Raw genomic sequence first — 17,809 nt, forward strand, 5'->3', positions numbered from 1 at the left:
GGGTGAGGGTGGGCAAGGCTTTGAGTTTACCGTCCAGAAACGCTTGCAGGCGCGTGCGATTGGGCAGCCCGGTGAGGGCGTCGTGCTGGGACAGGAACTCGATGCGGCGACGCGCCTCGACTTCTTCGGTGACGTCGGTGGCCGTGCCGCGAAACCCGCCGCAGGGCATCTCGCGCGCCGACAGCCGGGTGGTGCGCTCCCGTCCCCGGGCGTCGACGTAGCGACACTGCAGGCTGATATCCGCGAGCCGCCCGGGCGTGGTCAGCCACTGAGAAAGGGCGCCGGCATCGGTGTCCAGCAGGTCGTACAGCGTGGCGCCGATCCAGGCCTGGCGGTCCAGGCCGGTGACGCTTTCGAAACGCTCCGACAGGTAGGTGAAACGCCACTCGCCGTCGATTTCCCAGACCCAGTCCGAACTGGCTTCCACCACATCGCGAAAGCGTGCTTCGCTGGTGGCCAGCGCGTTTTGACTGTCTTGCAGCGAGGTGTGGCTGTTGTCGAGGGCCTGGGCGTCCGCCGTGGTGCGGCGCACAATCAGCCAGGTCATCAGGCACACCAGCAACGCCGCCAGGCCCAGCAGCGGCAAACCGACAGCCACCAAACGCATACCGGGCCGCTCGGGGTGCCAGTGCAGGCTGCCGGCGGCACCGTTCTCACCTAAGGCAAACAACAAGGTCTCGCCGATTTCATCGGGTGTGGCGATGTGCAGGTGATCGACGCCAAAATCGTTGCCGATTTCGGTCAGCTTGGCGCTGTCTAGGATGTTGATGAAGAGCAATACCGAGGCTTTTCGGTCATCGGCGATCACGCTGGGGTCAGTGCCGGGCGTTATCGCCGCTGCCGCCACCAGCGTGGGGTTGCCGCGCACGTTAATGAACGTCGTGACCGGTGTGTCCGTCGCGGCGCCTGCGCGCGCTTGTTCGAGTAGCGCCGCGACGGGCTGGTCGAGCCATTCGGTCAGCTCAATCGGTTGCAGCTTGCCCTCAACCAACGCGTATACCGTGCGGTCCAGGTCGTCGACGACAAATACGCCTTGGAAACCGAAATCATGAAACAGCGTGGGCCCGACGTTTTCGCGGGTATAGGCCCAATCCGTGTCCACGGAAACGTGCAGGTGTTTGTAGGCATCGCCCCAGAATGCGTAATCCTTGACGGTCAGGCGCTGGGATTTTTCCAGGGACTGCACCGCCTTGCGCGTGTAGAAGGCGCTTTCGCTGTCTTCGAATCGGTTCAGTTCCTGGGCGAGGTACACCAGCGAATAGCTGGCCGCCGCAAACACACAGGCGAGCAGCGCCACGCACTGGAACAACGACGTGCGCGCCATCGACAGGCTGGTGCGTTGGGAAAGGTTACGAATGATCGGGGCGAAGGTATTTGGCATTGATTCCCGCAGGGCGTCGCCGCTTGTCAGGGTGATGACAGGCTATCGGCAGCCTTACGCAGAAAATGAGCGTTTGAGGCGCGGCGCGCCCATTCTCCCGGTACCTGGCTCAAGTGTGGGCGGGTGCCCTTAGTTGATTCGAGGCATGGAACCTCATCCCAACAGCCGCGGGAGAGGCGGGCGTGGGTCTGCCGGTTGTCGGTTCAAGAAGTTTGGCTTTGGCCAATTGCTGGATCAGTGCTTCGCTGGGCTTTTCTGGCGGGACGTTGGCCAGGCGTGCTTCCAGCCATTGCAGTTTGCCGTCCCAGGCGGGGAGTTTGGCGGGAGGTAAGGGGAGGATGTCGTTGATTTCGGGGACTTTGGGGTTGGCGTAGGAGTAGTCCGCTAGCAGGCTCCAGATTTTTTCATAGCGTTTAGCGCGTTCGAGGTCTTCCTGTTGACCGAGGTAGTACAACCTATCGGAGGGAGGATGACCGCGAAAGGCTTCTTCCAACCTACCAGCAGCGCTCTCGTGACCAGCTACAACGCCCATCTGGAAGACCTCAAGCGCTTCCTGGTACCGACTCTCGTTTTTAAGATCGACACCCAAAGCAATAGCTGCATCGCCATTACCCTGTTCAGCCGCACAGCGGCGCATCTGCCGGGCAACATCAGGCGCGATGTCAATCGGCGCCAGTATATCCCCTACAGCGTACTGAGCTTGGGCACTGCCCTGATCGGCCGCCTTGCGAAAATAGCGCAATGACATAGCCGTATCCTGCTTCAGTCCGGCAGAACCGTTCTTCAGGAAAACGCCGATAAAGTAATATCCCGTTGCCACGTTCACGTCGATCAATTGCTGACTCAGGCGCAGGTGTTCGGCGCCACTGAGCGTGAAGTGGCCGCGCATGGTGCCGTTTTGCAGGTTGATGTTGGCTTTGTAATGGCCATTCTCGGACGCAATACGGTACAGCCGTTCGATCTCCAGATCGACCGCCTTATCCTGCTTGAGCAGGTTGTTTTTCTGGAGCCAGCGAGCGTATTGGAACAGCTCATCGGCCTCGGCGGACGGCGAAGGAATTTGCTCGTGTACACAGGTAAAGGCCAGCTTGGCTTTAATCTCGGTCAGTGGGTTCACGGCAGGGTCCTGAGTTGGGTGAGTAGGGGCGCTGCCGTTATCGCAGGCAGCCAGCAGCAGGCTTGTCAGCAATAGGAGTCTGCACATCAGTCAAGGTCCTTCACGATCTTTCCACCCTAATAATGTCGACGCGACCGATAGAGCCGTACCGCCGCCGGTTGTCTTGTCGCCGACGCGAAAGATGCCTCACCCCAACAGCCGCCATTCGATGCTTTCCTCATTGACTGTGATGATGTCGGGCAGCAAAAGCCGTGGCTTGTGACTCTCAACCTGCAGGGTGGGCATGATCTCGTTCTTCTCGAAACGGCGGATCACGCCATCGTTGAACCGCGCGTAAACATCGCGACTCAGGCTGAATGCCCGCCAATAGCCAGTCTGGGGGCAGGCCTGGCCGCTGGAACAGGTCGGTTCGGGGTAGCTGGCCTTGATGAACGCGGGGGAGTCGGGCGTGGGTCTGCCGGTTGCAGGTTCAAGGAGTTTGGCTTTGGCCAACTGCTGGATCAGTGCTTCGCTGGGCTTTTCTGGCAGGACATTAGCCAGGCGTGCTTCTAGCCATTGCAGTTTGCCGTCCCAGGTGGGGAGTTTGGCGGGAGGTAAGGGGAGGATGTCGTTGATTTCGGGGACTTTGGGGGCAGCATAGGAGTAGTTTGCGAGAATTCGCCAGATTTTTTCATAGCGTTCGGCGCGCTCAAGGTCCTCCTGCTGGCCGAGGTAGTACAAACGATCATCCGACTTGGGGCCGAGAAAGCCTTTACTCAGAAAGGACGCGGAGGTGCTGTCACCTGCAATTAACCCAAGTTGAAATGCCTCAAGGGCCTCCTGATAGTGTCCATCTGTCGACAGGTCAACTCCTAGCGCCCTGGCGGCCTTACCATGGCCCTGTTCGGCCGAGCATCGGCGCATCTGCCGGGCGATGTTCGGAGCAATGTTGATTGGCGCCAGTATGTCCCCCACTTCGTACTGGGCTTGCGCGCTGCCCTGATCGGCGGCCTTACGAAAGTAACGCAATGACATGGCCGTATCCTGCTTCAGCCCAGCCGAGCCGTTTTTCAGAAAGAGGCCGATAAAGTAGTACCCCGTCGCCACCTTCGCGTCGATCAGTTGCTGGCTCAGGCGCAGGTGTTCGGCGCCACTGAGCACGAAGTGGCCGCGTATGGCGCCGTTTTGCAGGTTGATGTTGGCTTTGTGATGACCATTCTCAGTGGCGATGCGATACAGTCGCTCGATCTCAATATCGGCCGTCTTGTTCTGCTTCAGCAGGTTGTTTTTCTGTAGCCAACGAGCGTACTGGAACAGCTCATCGGTTTCGACGGACGGCGCAGGGATCTGTTCATGTACGCAGGTAAACTCCAGCTTGTTTTTGATCTCAGTCAGCGGGTTCACAGAAGTGTCCTTGGATGAGTGAGGAGGGACGCTGCCGTTATCGCAGGCGGCCAGCAGCAGGCTTGTCAACAACAAGGCCCGGTGCATTAGTCGAGGTCCGTCAGGGACTTTTCGCCGTAATAAAACTCGACGAGCGGAGTGATGGGTGCCAAATTTTTGGATTGACGATCCTTGTTCTTATCGATGATCTCCTGCCAAGCATCGAATGCTTTCGCGACATCATCCTGCGCCCCCCTCCCATTCGTATGCAGATCCCACAACCTGCGCCGCAACGCCCGCGTCACACTCATCCACTCATGCGCAATGTTCAGCTCGCTATCCACCTGCATGCTGCGCGTGTTGATATTCGCCGAGCCGTGGGTGGTGAACACGTCATTGACGATCATCAGCTTGGAATGGATGTACACCGGCATCCACTGCTGCCCCGCCGGCGAATCAGGCGCGACCAGTGAGCACACGTGGATTTTCAGGCCTGGGCGCGACTCTGGTTCAAGCGTGCTTTGCTCAATCGCCGCGATCTGGGCTTTGAGAGCTATCTGTCGAGACGCATTGTTTCTGGCGGCGTCCCGTTGGGCTTCACGGGCCTTATCGCTTATCTCGCCACCCCCCAGTGCGTCGGTCAGGCTGGTCAACGTGAGCAAGGCTTGTCGCTCAAGCAGTTCAGCCAAGGTCGGCGTCTGCGCGTTGGCTTGGGCTTTGGCCTGTTCAATGCGCTGCAACTTGGTGATTTCAGGAATGGTATCGCCGCGTCCGAGGCTTTCGAGCATGCGCTGGGTGTTCAAGCTCCCCGGCCCCACGCCGTCTGGGCTGGCATTGGTGATTACAAACAGGTGTAAATTTCCATGCAGGCCCGGATCACGCCCAGCGCCGGTTTGGACTTCGGCCGCCGCTTTGATGGCCTCGGCCAATGGCGGCCAGCGAAAGTACTGGTTCTCGATGTAGATGAATTGGGTCGCGTTGTTGACCGCCTTCAGGTAGATCTTTTCGATATCGCGCTTGCCGTCTTGTGCCTGGGTACGCACGATTTGGGCCAACTGGCGGGTGACGCCGGGGGCGCATTGCAGTTGGGGGGCCACCGCCATCGCTTTGCGCGATGCGAGCAGGTCTTCGCCGGTTTCCTTGCGCCAGGCGGTGGCGAAGTTATGGTGCAGGTGCTCCAGAATCGGCCCGCTGATCTGGCTGGAAATATCCTGGCGTGGTGTGTTGCCACGCGGCCCGCGATTGGGTGCAGGCTTGCTGCCCTCGGTGCGGTTCAGTGCTGAGTGCTTGTCGGTGTCCCAGTACTCGTCAAGCATGTTGTGGCCCATGACAAAACCAACGGCGCGGTCTGTCTGTTCATAGTCGATCAGGACGGTCTTCTGATGGTGGGTCGCAGTGCTGGCCAGCACGCCCAACGTGCTGAGGCTGAGCTGTGGGTCGAGGCTTTTGTATTTGGCCTGATAGGCAATTTCAGCCCGTTCATACATGCTGAAACCGCGGCCGACAAACACCGGCACATTACGAGCCACTCGGATCGCGGGCGCTAAGTGATCGGCGAATGCACATCGGGAAAACCATTTCCGATCTTCGGTATATTGGTCAGCGGTGGAGCTCTGCATCGCCCGATCCTTGATACGAAGCGGTCCTTTACCGGGAAGGTTGGCCTCGCCCCCTGCGCCCGCAGCATTGAACGGCATCTCCCAACCGAGCACCCGAACCTCGATCCCTTTCCCGGCTTTGGTCATCAGCAGTTCGCCAATGCTTGGGGCACTGCCATCGCGGATAAAGTACATCGACGGTTGAAACCCCCAGCAGATGATGTCGATGGTTTTAGTGGCTTGGGCGATAGCCAGATGCACGGCCTCGAAGGCTTCTTCACCGTTGATCAGCGGCTTATAGGTGGCTTTCGCAGGAGGGTACTCGGTGTTCGGCACGTACCAGGGCGCGGAGCAGGTCACCTGCTGTGTGTGTTGCAGGGCGACGGGGGCGACGATATCGGGTTCAGTCATGAAGTTTTCCCTTCCTGGTCATTGATCACGGCGGCATACAGGGCACGGTGATCCGTGTGCGATGTGGGTTGGCTCACCTCGGTGTCGGCTCGCGAGAGGTGGTTGTGCATGCCGCCATTGGCCAGGTGTGCTTGTTCGGCATTGCGATAGTCAGTAGGCACCGGGATCTGGTAGCTCACCCCGTTGGCCAACACCATTCGGTACTGCTGCGTCACGACCGCGTGGTCGATCGACACTTGCCCGGACTTGTCCAATACGCCGTGATTGAGCACTGCACCATCGGCGTAGAGCGTGTAGGGCATGCCTGCCCAGCCTTGATCAGGGGCATTGGGGGTTTGCGGCACGTTGAACCGCAACGCTTGTTTGAACAGGCTTTGTGGGTACTCCGGATCTGCGGCTTTCTGGCTGGCTGGACCGAGGGCTTCGAAGTACGCCGATTTGATCAGGTAGTCGCCCAGGGTCCCTGACTCGATGCTGCTCGCATCGAGGGTGATGTAGCTGCCGCCGGCATTCAGGGTGATTTTCTTTTTCGCAACGATGCGGATTTCATCTTCGGAGCTGGTGATCTCCAGACCATGCCGGGCCATCAGTTCCAGTGTGTCGTTCTGTGCCTGGACACTCACCGGCCCCTGGTTGGCGATCAATTTGATGCCCAACTCGCGTACAAACAGGCTCAATCCTTGGCCCACGCCTATAAACAGGCGCTTGACCACACTGATATCCGCCTCGGCTCCGGCGTTGATCATCAGGTTGTCCTGAGCGGCCAATTGCAGGTGCTGGCCGCTGGTGACGGCAACGCCTTGGGGGGCGCTGAGCAATACGACCGAGGCCTTGAGTTGATCGAGCTGGTCTCGCATCAATTTCAGTTGCGCTTGCACATCCGCTGGATCTGCGTTGGCGGCCTGGGCATCGGTCGATAATCCTTCCAACTGGTCACTCGCCTGTTGCAACCGGCCCAGCGCGGCGCTCATTTCCAGCATGTGTCCCTGAGCCTTGGGTTGCGCGTCGGCACTGATCAAGATCCCACTGCCGGCACGAATGGCGGCATGCCCATCGGTCCGCAACTCCGCGCCCTGGCCTCGCGGTTGGCGCTTGGCATCAACCAAATGCCCCAGGTTGAGCTGGCTCTTACCACTGTGCTCAGTACTGAGCTTCACGTGTTCTTGCCCCCGCGTGTCGTCCATGCGCAATTTGTTATTGGCGGGGGTGCGCAAGACGTTGCGTTTGTAGTTGCGCAAGGTCACATGGTCAGGATGCTGGCTGTCGTGCAGGGCATGGGCGATGTAGGGCCGGTCGGGGTCGCCTTGTTCAAAGGCGATCGCCACCTCGGTGCCGGGGATCAGCGGTAGGTGTAAGCCGTGAGTGTCGCCGGCGTAGGGCCTGGCCAGGCGGAGCCAGAGGCTTTCTTCGCCGGGTTTCCAGGTGTCGCGGTCGAACAGGAAATTGACCTTGTAGCGGCCTTCGATGTCGATGTGGCCGTAGGGGTCGTGCTCCTGCGGGCTGGTGACGCGGGCCGGGACGGTGCCGGCGATCCGAGGTTTTGGCGGCAGTGCTGGGCGAAAGCACACGGTTTCCGAGTAGGGAATGGCTTCAAAGTTGATTTCAAAACTGCGATCGCGGGCGGCGTGGGTGGTCAGTTGCGTGATCACCGCGCCGGGAGCAAAGGCCTGCGGCGCGCCGCCGGAGATGTTCAGGACCTGGCCGGGCGTCAGGGCGGCGCTACTGCTGACGCCGCTGAGTCGGGTCTGGCCGTTGAGGTAACGCTCGTGACGCAGGCGAGCATAGAAGTAGCCACTTTCGCTTTGCAGGTCTTCGTCATGGGCGTATCGGTCGCCTATCCCCGTGTACGCTTCGGCGTAGTGATAAGCCTCGCCGTAGGTACCGCTGGCGCCACGCGTTTGGTCGATCTCGCCATTCAGGTGAGCGTTGGCCACGCGGTGATGGTAGGTGCGGATGTTGACGCGTTTTTCCACCACGTGGTGGCTCGATTGCAGGCCCCACGTGCTGTCTTTTCCGCCGCTGCTGAGCCCGGATTGCGGACGGTAGGCCAGCTCGACATCGAACGTGTAATGACGCTGGTCGTCGTGAAATTCCACCACATCGATGTTCAACCGCTCATCGTGGGTGAAGCGATACCAGATGCCCACATCGGCCAATAAGCGCGAGATAAAGGCCAGGTCGCTTTCGCCATATTGCATGACCTGCTCGCGCCTGGGGTATTCGCGCACCAGCTTGAAGAGGAAGTCCTGGCCTTCAAAGTCGTGGCGGCTGCGCAGGATGCTTTCGACGATCTGCGGGACAGATTGGTGTTGATAAATGCGGAACTGGCGGCCACGCCCAAGCAGGGCCAGGCGCGGTTGCAGAGTGATTTCGTAGCGGGCTTCATCAACGGAGCCGGACAGGCGTTTGAAGCCGGTAACCACGCCGTGCAAGACGCGCAGCGGTTCGCTCGAGGGCACGCTCAGGCCGCGAAAGGGCGGAGGCTGCGGCGCCCCGTACAGACTGAAGCAGGCGTTTTGGCCGAGCATCTTTTCAGCGGCAATGTCGCCATCGGTGCTGGTGAATTCCACAGCATAGTTGAATGGTTGGCTCAGGCCTTCTGTGCCCTCGAAGGCCAGGACGTCGAGCGACTCGTCAACATCGCAAACAGTGAGCGTGTGCCGACGATGGTCGAAGAAAACGCTCGGTAATACGCTGGAAGCCATTCCTTTTACTCCTAGGCGCGAAAGCCCGAAGAGTAAAGATTTGGTCTCGGTGATTAATGTCGGAAGATTCGCCTTTACGAGACAGCCACTTCCTGAACGTGTTTTTGCGCCCCCTCTCACACAGGGAATGCGGCGTGCTCGACGATGTCCCCGGTGAGGCGCCGAACTTGGCGATTTGGCATGTCATCCTATAACCAGGGTTTTCATGGCCAGCGCTGTATCCGCATAACCCCCAGATAAACGGCAATCTTTCAGATTGACAGCGCAGAGGGCGCCCGCTATAAAAGTCGCAGTTGTACGACGACATATGACGTTGCATATGTCTTATCTAACAAAAATAAAAAGTGATGCCATGAACTTGAACGAGCCCATCAACGCCCATCGCGTGGGCCAAGCGGTAGGCAACTATCGCTGGACCATCTGCGCGATGCTGTTCTTCGCCACCACCGTCAACTACCTCGACCGCCAGGTGCTCAGCCTGTTGGCGCCACAGTTGTCCACGCAATTTGGCTGGAGCAACACCGATTACGCGAACATTGCGGCGGTGTTCCAGTTTGTCTATGCGATTTCCATGCTGTTCGCCGGGCGGTTCGTCGACAAGATCGGCACCAAGGCGGCCTATGTCGTGGCAATCGGCATCTGGTCCACCGGCGCCATCATGCATGCGTTCGCGGTGCCGATGGGTGAGGGGATCGCGGCCGTGAGCGGCGCGATTGGCCTGGCGGTGATTCCGGTGTCGATCGCGGGCTTTATGCTGTCCCGTGCGGTACTGGCGATCGGCGAGGCGGGCAACTTCCCGATTGCGATCAAGGCCACCGCCGAGTATTTCCCCAAGAAAGAACGCTCGCTGGCCACCGGCATTTTCAACTCGGGCGCCAACGTCGGCGCGATCCTGGCGCCGATCTGTGTGCCGCTGATCGCCGGGGTGTGGGGCTGGGAAGCGGCGTTCATGATCATCGGCATGCTCGGCTTCATCTGGGTCGCGGTGTGGGCCGCGCTGTATGAAAAGCCCGATCAGCAAAAACGCCTGTCGGCCGAGGAACTGGCCTACATCCGCAGCGATCAGACGGTCCAGCCGTTCACCGCGCAGGCTGCAGGCGCGGCGTCGCAAAAAGTCTCATGGTTCAAACTGCTGACCTATCGCCAGACCTGGGCCTTTGCCTTCGGCAAGTTCATGACTGACGGCGTGTGGTGGTTTTTCCTGTTCTGGCTGCCGACTTACCTGTCGGCGCAGTACGGCATGAAAGGCGCCGATATCGTCATGCCGCTGGCGGTGCTGTACAGCATGACCATGGTCGGCAGCATCGGCGGCGGCTGGTTCCCCAGCTACTTCATGGCCCGTGGTGATGCGCCCTACGACGGCCGCATGAAAGCCATGTTGGTCATCGCGCTGTTCCCGCTGGTGGTGCTGCTGGCGCAACCGTTGGGCTACATCAGCTTCTGGGTGCCGGTGTTGCTGATCGGCGTGGGAGCGTCGGCGCACCAGGCGTGGTCGTGCAATATCTTCACTACCGTGTCCGACATGTTCCCGCAGAAAACCGTGGCCTCGGTGGTCGGTATTGGCGGCATGGCCGGTGGCCTGGGCGGGGTGGTGATGACCAAGGTCGGCGGCTGGGTGTTCGATTATTACAAGTCCATCGGCGATATCCACACCGGCTACATGATCATGTTCGCGATCTGTGCGCTGGCGTACCTGGTGGCCTGGAGCGTGATGAAGACGCTCGTGCCGCGCCACAAGGAAATCACCGACCTGTAAACCGGGCGGGGCTTGAGTCGTGCCAGCCCCGCATCACAACGCACGCGCCCAGGTCTGGCTGACCAATGGCTTGCCGAAACTGAGGGTGGGCTCTTCTTCAACCAGCTCAAAACCGGCTTTCTGGTAGAGCCTGCGTGCGTCGGTGAGGGCGCTCATGGTCCACAGCATCATGCGTGTGTACCCGGCATGTCGGGCAAAGCGCAGGCATTCGTCCACCAGGCGCTGGCCGATGCCCAGGCCCCGCGCACTCGCGTCGACGTAGAGCATGCGCAACTTAGCGGTGCTGTCGTCATGGCGCACGACGAACACTGAGCCCACCACCGCGCCGTCTTTCTCCGCGATCCAGCAGCGCTCACGGGTCGGGTCGAACTCGCGCAGGTACTTGGCGACAATCTCCGCCACCAACGCTTCGAACTCCCAATTCCATTGGTATTCTCGCGCATACAGTGCCGATTGCTGCTGCACCACCAGGCCCATATCGCCAGGTTGTGGGTCGCGCAACACGTAGTTCGGCGTGCTGCCTTGCAGCAACGTCTGAATGCGCTGCATGGCTGCGGTCAATTGCTGTTGTTGCGGCTCGGGCAAGGCACTCAATAAGGCAATGACTTCTTGCTGGGTTTTCTCTTCCAGCGGAGCCAGGACTGACCGGCCGAGGTCGCTGAGGTGCAGTTGCACCGCGCGCGCATCGGTGATCGAGCGGACTTTCTGGATCAAGCCCTTCTTCTCTAGCCCGCTGATCAACCGGCTTAAATAACCCGCGTCGAGACTGAGCATCTGACACAAGTCGGCGCTGGTCAGGTCGCCACGCGAGGACAGTTCGTACATCACCCGGATTTCGGTGAGGGAGAAGTCGCTTTGCAGCAGGTGTTCCTGCAGCACGCCGATCTGGTGCGTATAGAAACGGTTGAAGCCGCGCACGATACCGGCGCGCTGCACAAGCAGGGGAGTGGACATGATGTACGCTCTGATGGTTGCCTTTGGCAATTATATTGTTGCCTTAGGCAATCATGTCAATATGTTTAATTCAGCCGAACAGCACCTTCATCAGCGCGGCGACGATGGCTTCCGGTGCGTCTTCCTGCACCAGATGCCCCGCGTGCGGGTCGTCGATGCACCTTCCGTCAGGATGATACGAATGGCCATGACCACACCGCTCAGCACCGCAGCGAGGCCGGCGGTTTCCATCAGCGACGGCCAGCGCCCGTGAAACCCCAGGCCCAACAGGGTGGCGAACAGCGATTCAAGCGCAATCAATTGGCCGCTGAGCACCATGGGTAGGCGTCGGGTCGCGGCATTCCAGGCCCAGGCGCCGACCACGGTGGACATCACCGCGATGGTCAGGCTCCAGGCATACAGCGGCCCGGCATGGGCAAAGCCGAATCCCAGGCTCGGCAGTTCGAGCAGGCCAAGGGTATACATGACCGGTAACAGGCATAGGGTCGTGCCACCGGCACCGACCAGCATCAGCGCGGTCCAGAGGCCGGTGACTTGCGCTGGAAGGTTTGCCAGCTGTTTTTGGTTGATCACGCTGAACCCTAACCATAAGGCGACCGCGCTCAGTGAGAACAACACGCCTGCCAACCACGAGCGGTTGCCCACTGAGGGCTGATGGAGGCTGCCGATATTCGACAGCACGAGGCCCAGCGTGAGGCACGCCAAGGGCAACACCAGGCGCCGCCACTGAACGGTCTTGTGCCGGGTGTTGCCGATCAATGCGAGCAACACCGGCACCATGCCGACAAACGCGGGCGTCAGCACCGGGCCGCCAAACATCACGCCAGCGGCAATGCACAGGCCGTAACCGAGGCAACCCAATGCGCCCAGCGCTGCGGCGAGCCAGAGCTGGCCTGGCCGAAGCCGCCGCAGTTGGCCGCGGCACAGCAGTACCCCGACGACACCCAGCCCACCGACGATCAAAAACCGCACGGCCATCAGGTCGTAAAGGCTGTAGTCGCCGGTGATATAGGGCGCAATGAAGTTCAGCGCCCAGCCGAGGGTCGCAATGAGCGCAAGGACGACACCGGCGAACAGTGAGGTGTGACTGGAAGTCATCAGGGTTTTCCATGAGGTGGTGGGTCATGGTGCATAACCGTGGGGCTGTGCTACAAACGAGTTCTCGGTCCTGGATGCATAACCTCAGATTATGAATACACTCGGCAAGACCTTACCGCCGCTCGCCAGCTTGCTGCCCTTCGAGGCGGCGGCGCGTCTGGAGAGTTTCTCCAAGGCCGCCGATGAACTGCACATCACCCAAGCCGCCGTCAGTCGGCAGATTCGCGGGCTTGAGGGCAACCTGGGGGTGAAGCTGTTCTGTCGGCGCAATCGCGCGGTGTTTCTCACGCAAGAGGGGCATGAACTGGCGCGGGTGGTCAGCCAGGCACTGCACCGCATCAGCGAGGGCGCCGCCACGCTACGCGCGTCGCCCCGGCGCAACCGTGTGGTCCTGCTCTGTCAGTTGTGCGAAGCGTTTTATTGGCTGATGCCGCGGCTGTCGAGCTTCCACCAGCAATACCCGGCCATCGAAATCCAAGTGGTGACGTCCACCCGGCCACTCACCGAATACAACGATCACTTCGACGTGGCCCTGCAAAGCACGCGGCGCGCCAGCGGTTCGCATCCGCTCATGTTCACTGCCTCCGATGAGGTGTTCCCGGTATGCAGCCCGGCCTACCTGAGTGCGGAGCAACCGCTGCACCTCAGCGAGCTGCAGCCCTGTACGTTTTTGCACCACAGCTCCGAGCCGCCCCATTTGATGGAGTGGGACAGCTGGTTGCAGGTGTTCGGTCAGACGCTGGCCAGCGACGCGCGCAGCGCCTCGTTCGACAGCTACCCGCTGATGCTCCAGGCCGCTGTCGAAGGGCATGGGATCGCCATGGGCTGGCGGCGCACCGCGAGCCGGCTGATTGAAAGCGGGGCGCTGGTAAGGCCGTGTGTCGAGAGTGTGCATTTACCGCAGGCGCTCTCGGTGTACCGGCAGCAGGGAGGCGAGAGCCGCCCCGAGGTGACGGCGCTGTTGGCCTGGCTTGAGGCGCAACTGCAGGATGAGGGCTGACTGGAGCGAAGCCGCTCCCGCCACCCAGGTGGCAATATTGGCGTTCTACACGCGGGATTTCAGCGCTGATGTCATCGGTCACGCCGACACTGAAGTGGCGTGACCGTTCTGTCACGGCTCAGTAGACATCGCGCAAGTAACGCTTCTGCTCACTCATCCGCCGCCAGTAATCGACGGCGCTCTCGACGCCCAGCCCGCCGTGGCGATGGGCAACCTGGCGCAGGGCCTGGTCGACATCCTTGGCCATGTGGCTGGCATCCCCACAGATATACAACTGCGCACCTTCCTGCAGCCAGCGCCACAGCTCGGCGCCGTGTTCGCGGATGCGATCCTGCACGTAGATCTTCTGCGCCTGGTCGCGGGAAAACGCCAGGCTCAGGTGGCTGAGCAAACCGTCGCGCTGCATGCCCTGCAGTTCATCCTGGTAGTAAAAATCGCTCGCCGCATGTTGCTCACCGAAAAACAGCCAGTTGCGGCCCTGATGCCCCAGGGCCCGACGTTCCTGCAAAAACGCGCGGAAGGGCGCCACACCGGTGCCGGGACCGATCATGATGATCGGCACATCGCCGTCGGCGGGAAGCCGGAAGTGCTTGGAGGGCTGCACGAACACCGGCACTTCGCCGTTGCCGGCACGGTCGGCGAGGAAGGTGGACGACACGCCCTTGCGCTTGCCGTAGCGCACAGCCGCCACGGTGAGGTGGACTTCACGCGGGTGCGCCTTGGCGCTGGACGCGATCGAATACAAGCGCGGTTGCAGGCGCTTGAGCGTGCCGAGCAGTTCGTCCGCCGAGCAGTCGATGGGGTATTCGTGCAGCACGTCCGCCAGTTGCCGGCCCCACAGCCAGTCTTTCAGTTCGGCTTTGCGCTCAGGTTCGAGCAGGTGTTTCAGGCCTGGCTTGGCGCTGCGCGCGGCAATGAAGGCCAGGGTCTCGCTGTTGGGCCGGGCAATTTCAAAGTGCTCGGTCAGGGCCTGGTGCAGCGGCACGTCGCCGAGTCTGTCGATGTTTACGCAGGTACTGGAACCCAGGCGCGTCAGCTCGAGCAACTCGCTGACCAGTTCCGGGCAGTTGCGTGGCATCACTCCCAGGGCGTCGCCGGCTTCGTAGGTCAGCGCGGAGTCCGCCAGGTCCAGGGAGAACTGGCGGGTTTCCTTGTGCGGGCTTTGCTGGTTCAGGTGCAGGTTGAGCAGCAACCGTGACGCATGAGGCTTGGATTTGCCGCTCGGCGTGGCGAGCGCGACGGGCGTTGCCGGGTTGAGGGTATGTAGGAACTGTGTGAACCAGGCATCGGCGCGCTCTTCGAATTCGGTATCGCAGTCGACGCGCTCCAGCAGGCGCGTGGCGCCCAATTCGAGCAGGCGCCGGTCGAGTTGTTTGCCGTGCTGGCAGAACTGGTCGTAGTTGGGATCGCCCAACGCCAGTACCGCGAAGCGCAGCGACTCCAGGCGGGTTTCGGCGAGGGTCAGGCTGTGCCAGAAACCTTCGCCGTTGTCCGGCGGGTCGCCGTCGCCGAAGGTGCTGCTGATCAGCGCGAGGTTCTGCGTGTGCGCCAGTTTGCTCGCGGGGAAGTCCGCCATTGCGCTCAGCTCCACCGCGATGCCGTCGGCGCGCAGGCGTTGGGCAAAGCGCTCGGCCAAGGCTTCGGCGTTGCCGGTTTGCGAGGCCCACAGCAAGGTGACGACCGGGGTGTCGGCAGCGGGCGCCGGTGCCACGGCGCTGGCCTCGGTGCGGCTGAACAAACCGCCCAACAGGCCGTCCAGCCACAGCCGCGCGTCCCTGGCCACGGGCGCATTCGCCGGCAGCGTCGGAACACCGCTGGCCTGGCGCGCAGCACTGGATTGCAGGCCACTGAGAAAACCGGCGAGGTAGGTGCGCTCATTGTCGCTCAATGACGGCGACGGCAGGTTGCGGATGCCGACCAGGTCGGCGAAGGCGTCGAGGCGCGACATGGCGAGTTCCTCTGTTAAGGGGGAAACGGGGTGGGCGGCCGGTGCCGATACATCGAGGAACTGGTGCTCGATCAGCTCGACCCGTTGCAGGGCGACCGCACAGAACTTGAACTCGGGCTGCAGCGAAATCGGGTCGACCGCGTCATGGGTCACGGCGTTGATCGCCAGGTTGTCGCCGAACACATCGTTCCAGTGAAACGGCGCAAAACAGTTGCCCGCCCGCACACGGTCACTGATCACCGCGGGCAGCACGGCGCGGCCGCGTCGTGAGCGCACCTCGACCGGGTCTTTGTGCTTGATGCCCAGGCTGGCAGCGTCGTCGGGGTGGATTTCCACGAAAGGGCCGGGGTTGAGTTTGTTCAGCGTGGCGACCTTGCCGGTCTTGGTCAGGGTGTGCCACTGGTGTTGCAGGCGGCCGGTGTTGAGCACGAACGGGAACGCTTCATCGGGCATTTCCGCCGGGGACAGGTGTGGGCGCGGGAAAAACCGGGCTTTGCCGTGTTCGGTGGCGAAAACGATCGTCGGCTGGCGGCCGTCGGCGTCGGTCTTGAGGGGCTGGTTGATGCCGTTGTTCAAGTAGCGGATCGGGTTGCGCTCTGCGGCCTCAATCGACGCGCACGGCCATTGCAGCGGTCGTTCGCGCAGGCGCGCATGGCTGGCGCCGCGGATGTCGTAGCCGGTGGCGGGGTTCCAGGCGCGCTTGATCTCGTCGAACACCTCGGCGGCGGACGCATACGTGAAGGCGTCGGCGAAGCCCATTTCGCACGCGACCCTGGCGATGATCTGCCAGTCGGCCAGCGACTCGCCGGGTGGCTCCACGGCTTTTTGCATCAGGGTCAGGTTGCGCTCGGAGTTGATCATCACCCCTTCGGCTTCGGCCCACAGCGCGCCGGGCAAGAGGATGTCGGCGTAGCGATTGGTCTCGGTATCGAGGAACGCATCCTGGGTGATCACCAGTTCGGCGCTTTGCAGCGCTTCGATCACGGTCTGGCGATTGGGCGCGCTGGCCACCGGATTGGTGCAGATGATCCAGCAGGCTTTGATCTGCCCGGCCGCCATTTGTTCGAACATGCCCACGGTGCCACTGCCGGCCTGGCGCGGCAGGCTGTCGGCGGGCAGATCCCACAGTGCTTCGATAAATGCGCGGTCGGCGTCGACCAGCACCGAGCGCTGCCCAGGCAGGCCGGGGCCCATGTAGCCCATTTCACGACCGCCCATGGCGTTGGGTTGCCCGGTCAGGGAGAACGGCCCGCTGCCGGGGCGGCAGATCGCGCCGGTGGCCAGGTGCAGGTTGCACAGCGCGTTGGTGTTCCAGGTGCCGTGGGTGCTTTGGTTGAGGCCCATGGTCCAGCAGCTCATCCACTCGGCGGCCTGGCCGATCCAGTCGGCGGCTTGGCGGATGTCGGCTTCGGCCAGTCCGGTCAGTTCGGCGACCCGCTGCGGCGGGTAGTCTTCCAGAAAGCTGGGCATGGCCTCCCAGCCTTCGGTGAACGCGGCGATAAAGGCCGGGTCGGTGTGCCCGTTTTTCACCAGCAGGTGCAGCAAACCGTTGAGCAGCGCGAGGTCGGTGCCCGGCTTGATCGGCAGGAACAGGTTGGCCTTGTCGGCCGTGGCGCTGCGCCGCGGGTCGACCACGATCAGTCTGGCGCCGGCCTTGACCCGGTCCATCATGCGCAGGAACAGGATCGGGTGACAGTCGGCCATGTTGGCGCCGATCACGAAGAACAGGTCGGCGCGGTCGAAGTCTTCATACGAGCCGGGCGGCCCGTCGGCACCGAGGGATAGTTTGTAACCGCTGCCGGCGCTGGCCATGCACAGGCGTGAGTTGGATTCGATATGCGCGGTCCGCACAAAGCCCTTGGCCAATTTGTTGATCAGGTACTGGGCTTCCAGCGACATCTGCCCGGACACGTAGAACGCCAGGGCGTCCGGGCCATCGCGGTCGAGGATGGCGCGCAAGCGGCCGGCGGTCTCGCTGATGGCCTTGTCCATGCCGATCCGCACCGGGTCATGCTCCCGCGCCTGGCGCAGGTAGGCGTTTTCCATGCGGCCGGACTCGGCGATGGCTTGCCCGCAGGTGGTGCCTTTGGTGCAGAGCCGGCCGGCGTTGGTGGGGTGGGCCTTGTCGCCGATCACCTTGACCACGCGGTTGTGCTCGACCTGCATGACGATGCCGCAGCCCACGCCACAATAAGGACACACGCTGCGTACACTTTGGTTTGCCATCGGTAACCCTCGGATCATTTCTGCCGCCCATAAAAAAACGCCCTGCAACCCTCCGTTGGAAACGGGGATTACACGGCGCCTTTGTCGTGAGTGGCAGTCTGCGTTGACTGCTTGGTATGCGTATTCCTAGCAAGTCACGCGCCAGGTTTTTCACACGCCGCTGTGACGGGCCTGGTTGCCCCCAGCGCGGGCCCGTCACGCGCAGAAATGCACTTTTATGACGCCGGAGCGCACCAGTTGGAGGCACAACCAG

At 61.6% G+C, this 17,809-nt stretch carries 10 protein-coding genes; 2 read left to right on the top strand and 8 right to left on the bottom strand.

Translation table 11 applies throughout. The features are described from left to right. From AC07W0_RS03460 to AC07W0_RS03480, 5 genes are all read right to left on the bottom strand, one after another. Nucleotides 1–1,381: CHASE4 domain-containing protein (locus AC07W0_RS03460; protein ID WP_146013157.1), on the bottom strand; the 1,381-nt coding region annotated here is incomplete at its 3' end. Nucleotides 1,382–1,490: 109 nt separating this feature from the next. Next, nucleotides 1,491–2,585 (bottom strand): SEL1-like repeat protein, encoded by a 1,095-nt coding sequence (locus AC07W0_RS03465; protein ID WP_046491010.1) that lies wholly within the window; start codon nucleotides 2,583–2,585, stop codon nucleotides 1,491–1,493. Between the two features lie 99 nt (nucleotides 2,586–2,684). Beyond that, complete coding sequence (locus AC07W0_RS03470; protein WP_102617011.1) at nucleotides 2,685–3,968, bottom strand: SEL1-like repeat protein; 1,284 nt, start codon at nucleotides 3,966–3,968, stop codon at nucleotides 2,685–2,687. After that, on the bottom strand, nucleotides 3,968–5,869 hold the full coding sequence (locus AC07W0_RS03475) for a phospholipase D-like domain-containing protein (protein WP_046491015.1): 1,902 nt from the start codon (nucleotides 5,867–5,869) through the stop codon (nucleotides 3,968–3,970). Before AC07W0_RS03475 ends, AC07W0_RS03470 begins: the two co-directional genes overlap by 1 nt. Further along, a complete protein-coding gene (locus AC07W0_RS03480) occupies nucleotides 5,866–8,574 on the bottom strand; it encodes a type VI secretion system Vgr family protein (protein ID WP_102617012.1) in 2,709 nt (902 codons plus the stop codon). Before AC07W0_RS03480 ends, AC07W0_RS03475 begins: the two co-directional genes overlap by 4 nt. 352 nt (nucleotides 8,575–8,926) lie before the next feature. Between AC07W0_RS03480 and AC07W0_RS03485 the strand changes: the two genes are divergently transcribed. Continuing rightward, nucleotides 8,927–10,330: an MFS transporter gene (locus tag AC07W0_RS03485; protein WP_017846428.1), complete on the top strand. Its 1,404-nt coding sequence runs from the start codon at nucleotides 8,927–8,929 to the stop codon at nucleotides 10,328–10,330. Between the two features lie 33 nt (nucleotides 10,331–10,363). On the opposite strand, the gene AC07W0_RS03490 is transcribed toward AC07W0_RS03485, so the two are convergent. Beyond that, on the bottom strand, nucleotides 10,364–11,284 hold the full coding sequence (locus tag AC07W0_RS03490; RefSeq protein ID WP_102617013.1) for a bifunctional helix-turn-helix transcriptional regulator/GNAT family N-acetyltransferase: 921 nt from the start codon (nucleotides 11,282–11,284) through the stop codon (nucleotides 10,364–10,366). A 90-nt stretch (nucleotides 11,285–11,374) separates the two neighbouring features. Continuing rightward, nucleotides 11,375–12,382, bottom strand: coding sequence for a DMT family transporter (locus AC07W0_RS03495; RefSeq protein WP_102617014.1), 1,008 nt, complete (start codon nucleotides 12,380–12,382; stop codon nucleotides 11,375–11,377). A 91-nt stretch (nucleotides 12,383–12,473) separates the two neighbouring features. On the opposite strand from AC07W0_RS03495, the gene AC07W0_RS03500 reads away from it, so the two are divergent. Next, the gene (locus tag AC07W0_RS03500) at nucleotides 12,474–13,382 is read left to right on the top strand and encodes a LysR substrate-binding domain-containing protein (RefSeq protein WP_102617015.1); all 909 of its coding nucleotides are present in this window, start codon (nucleotides 12,474–12,476) and stop codon (nucleotides 13,380–13,382) included. A gap of 118 nt (nucleotides 13,383–13,500) precedes the next feature. Here AC07W0_RS03500 and AC07W0_RS03505 read toward each other — a convergent pair whose 3' ends face one another. Beyond that, nucleotides 13,501–17,556 (bottom strand): bifunctional nitrate reductase/sulfite reductase flavoprotein subunit alpha, encoded by a 4,056-nt coding sequence (locus AC07W0_RS03505; protein WP_102617016.1) that lies wholly within the window; start codon nucleotides 17,554–17,556, stop codon nucleotides 13,501–13,503. Between the last annotated feature and the right edge of the window lie 253 nt (nucleotides 17,557–17,809).

This window comes from Pseudomonas sp. GW704-F2 (assembly GCF_059423025.1).

What these genes read in the sequence shown, in the direction of transcription:
- AC07W0_RS03505 (WP_102617016.1), bottom strand. Translation starts at nt 17,556, where the DNA reads ATGGCAAACCAAAGTGTACGCAGCGTGTGTCCTTATTGTGGCGTGGGC.
- AC07W0_RS03500 (WP_102617015.1), top strand. Translation starts at nt 12,474, where the DNA reads ATGAATACACTCGGCAAGACCTTACCGCCGCTCGCCAGCTTGCTGCCC.
- AC07W0_RS03480 (WP_102617012.1), bottom strand. Translation starts at nt 8,574, where the DNA reads ATGGCTTCCAGCGTATTACCGAGCGTTTTCTTCGACCATCGTCGGCAC.
- AC07W0_RS03475 (WP_046491015.1), bottom strand. Translation starts at nt 5,869, where the DNA reads ATGACTGAACCCGATATCGTCGCCCCCGTCGCCCTGCAACACACACAG.
- AC07W0_RS03495 (WP_102617014.1), bottom strand. Translation starts at nt 12,382, where the DNA reads ATGACTTCCAGTCACACCTCACTGTTCGCCGGTGTCGTCCTTGCGCTC.
- AC07W0_RS03465 (WP_046491010.1), bottom strand. Translation starts at nt 2,585, where the DNA reads ATGTGCAGACTCCTATTGCTGACAAGCCTGCTGCTGGCTGCCTGCGAT.
- AC07W0_RS03485 (WP_017846428.1), top strand. Translation starts at nt 8,927, where the DNA reads ATGAACTTGAACGAGCCCATCAACGCCCATCGCGTGGGCCAAGCGGTA.
- AC07W0_RS03490 (WP_102617013.1), bottom strand. Translation starts at nt 11,284, where the DNA reads ATGTCCACTCCCCTGCTTGTGCAGCGCGCCGGTATCGTGCGCGGCTTC.
- AC07W0_RS03470 (WP_102617011.1), bottom strand. Translation starts at nt 3,968, where the DNA reads ATGCACCGGGCCTTGTTGTTGACAAGCCTGCTGCTGGCCGCCTGCGAT.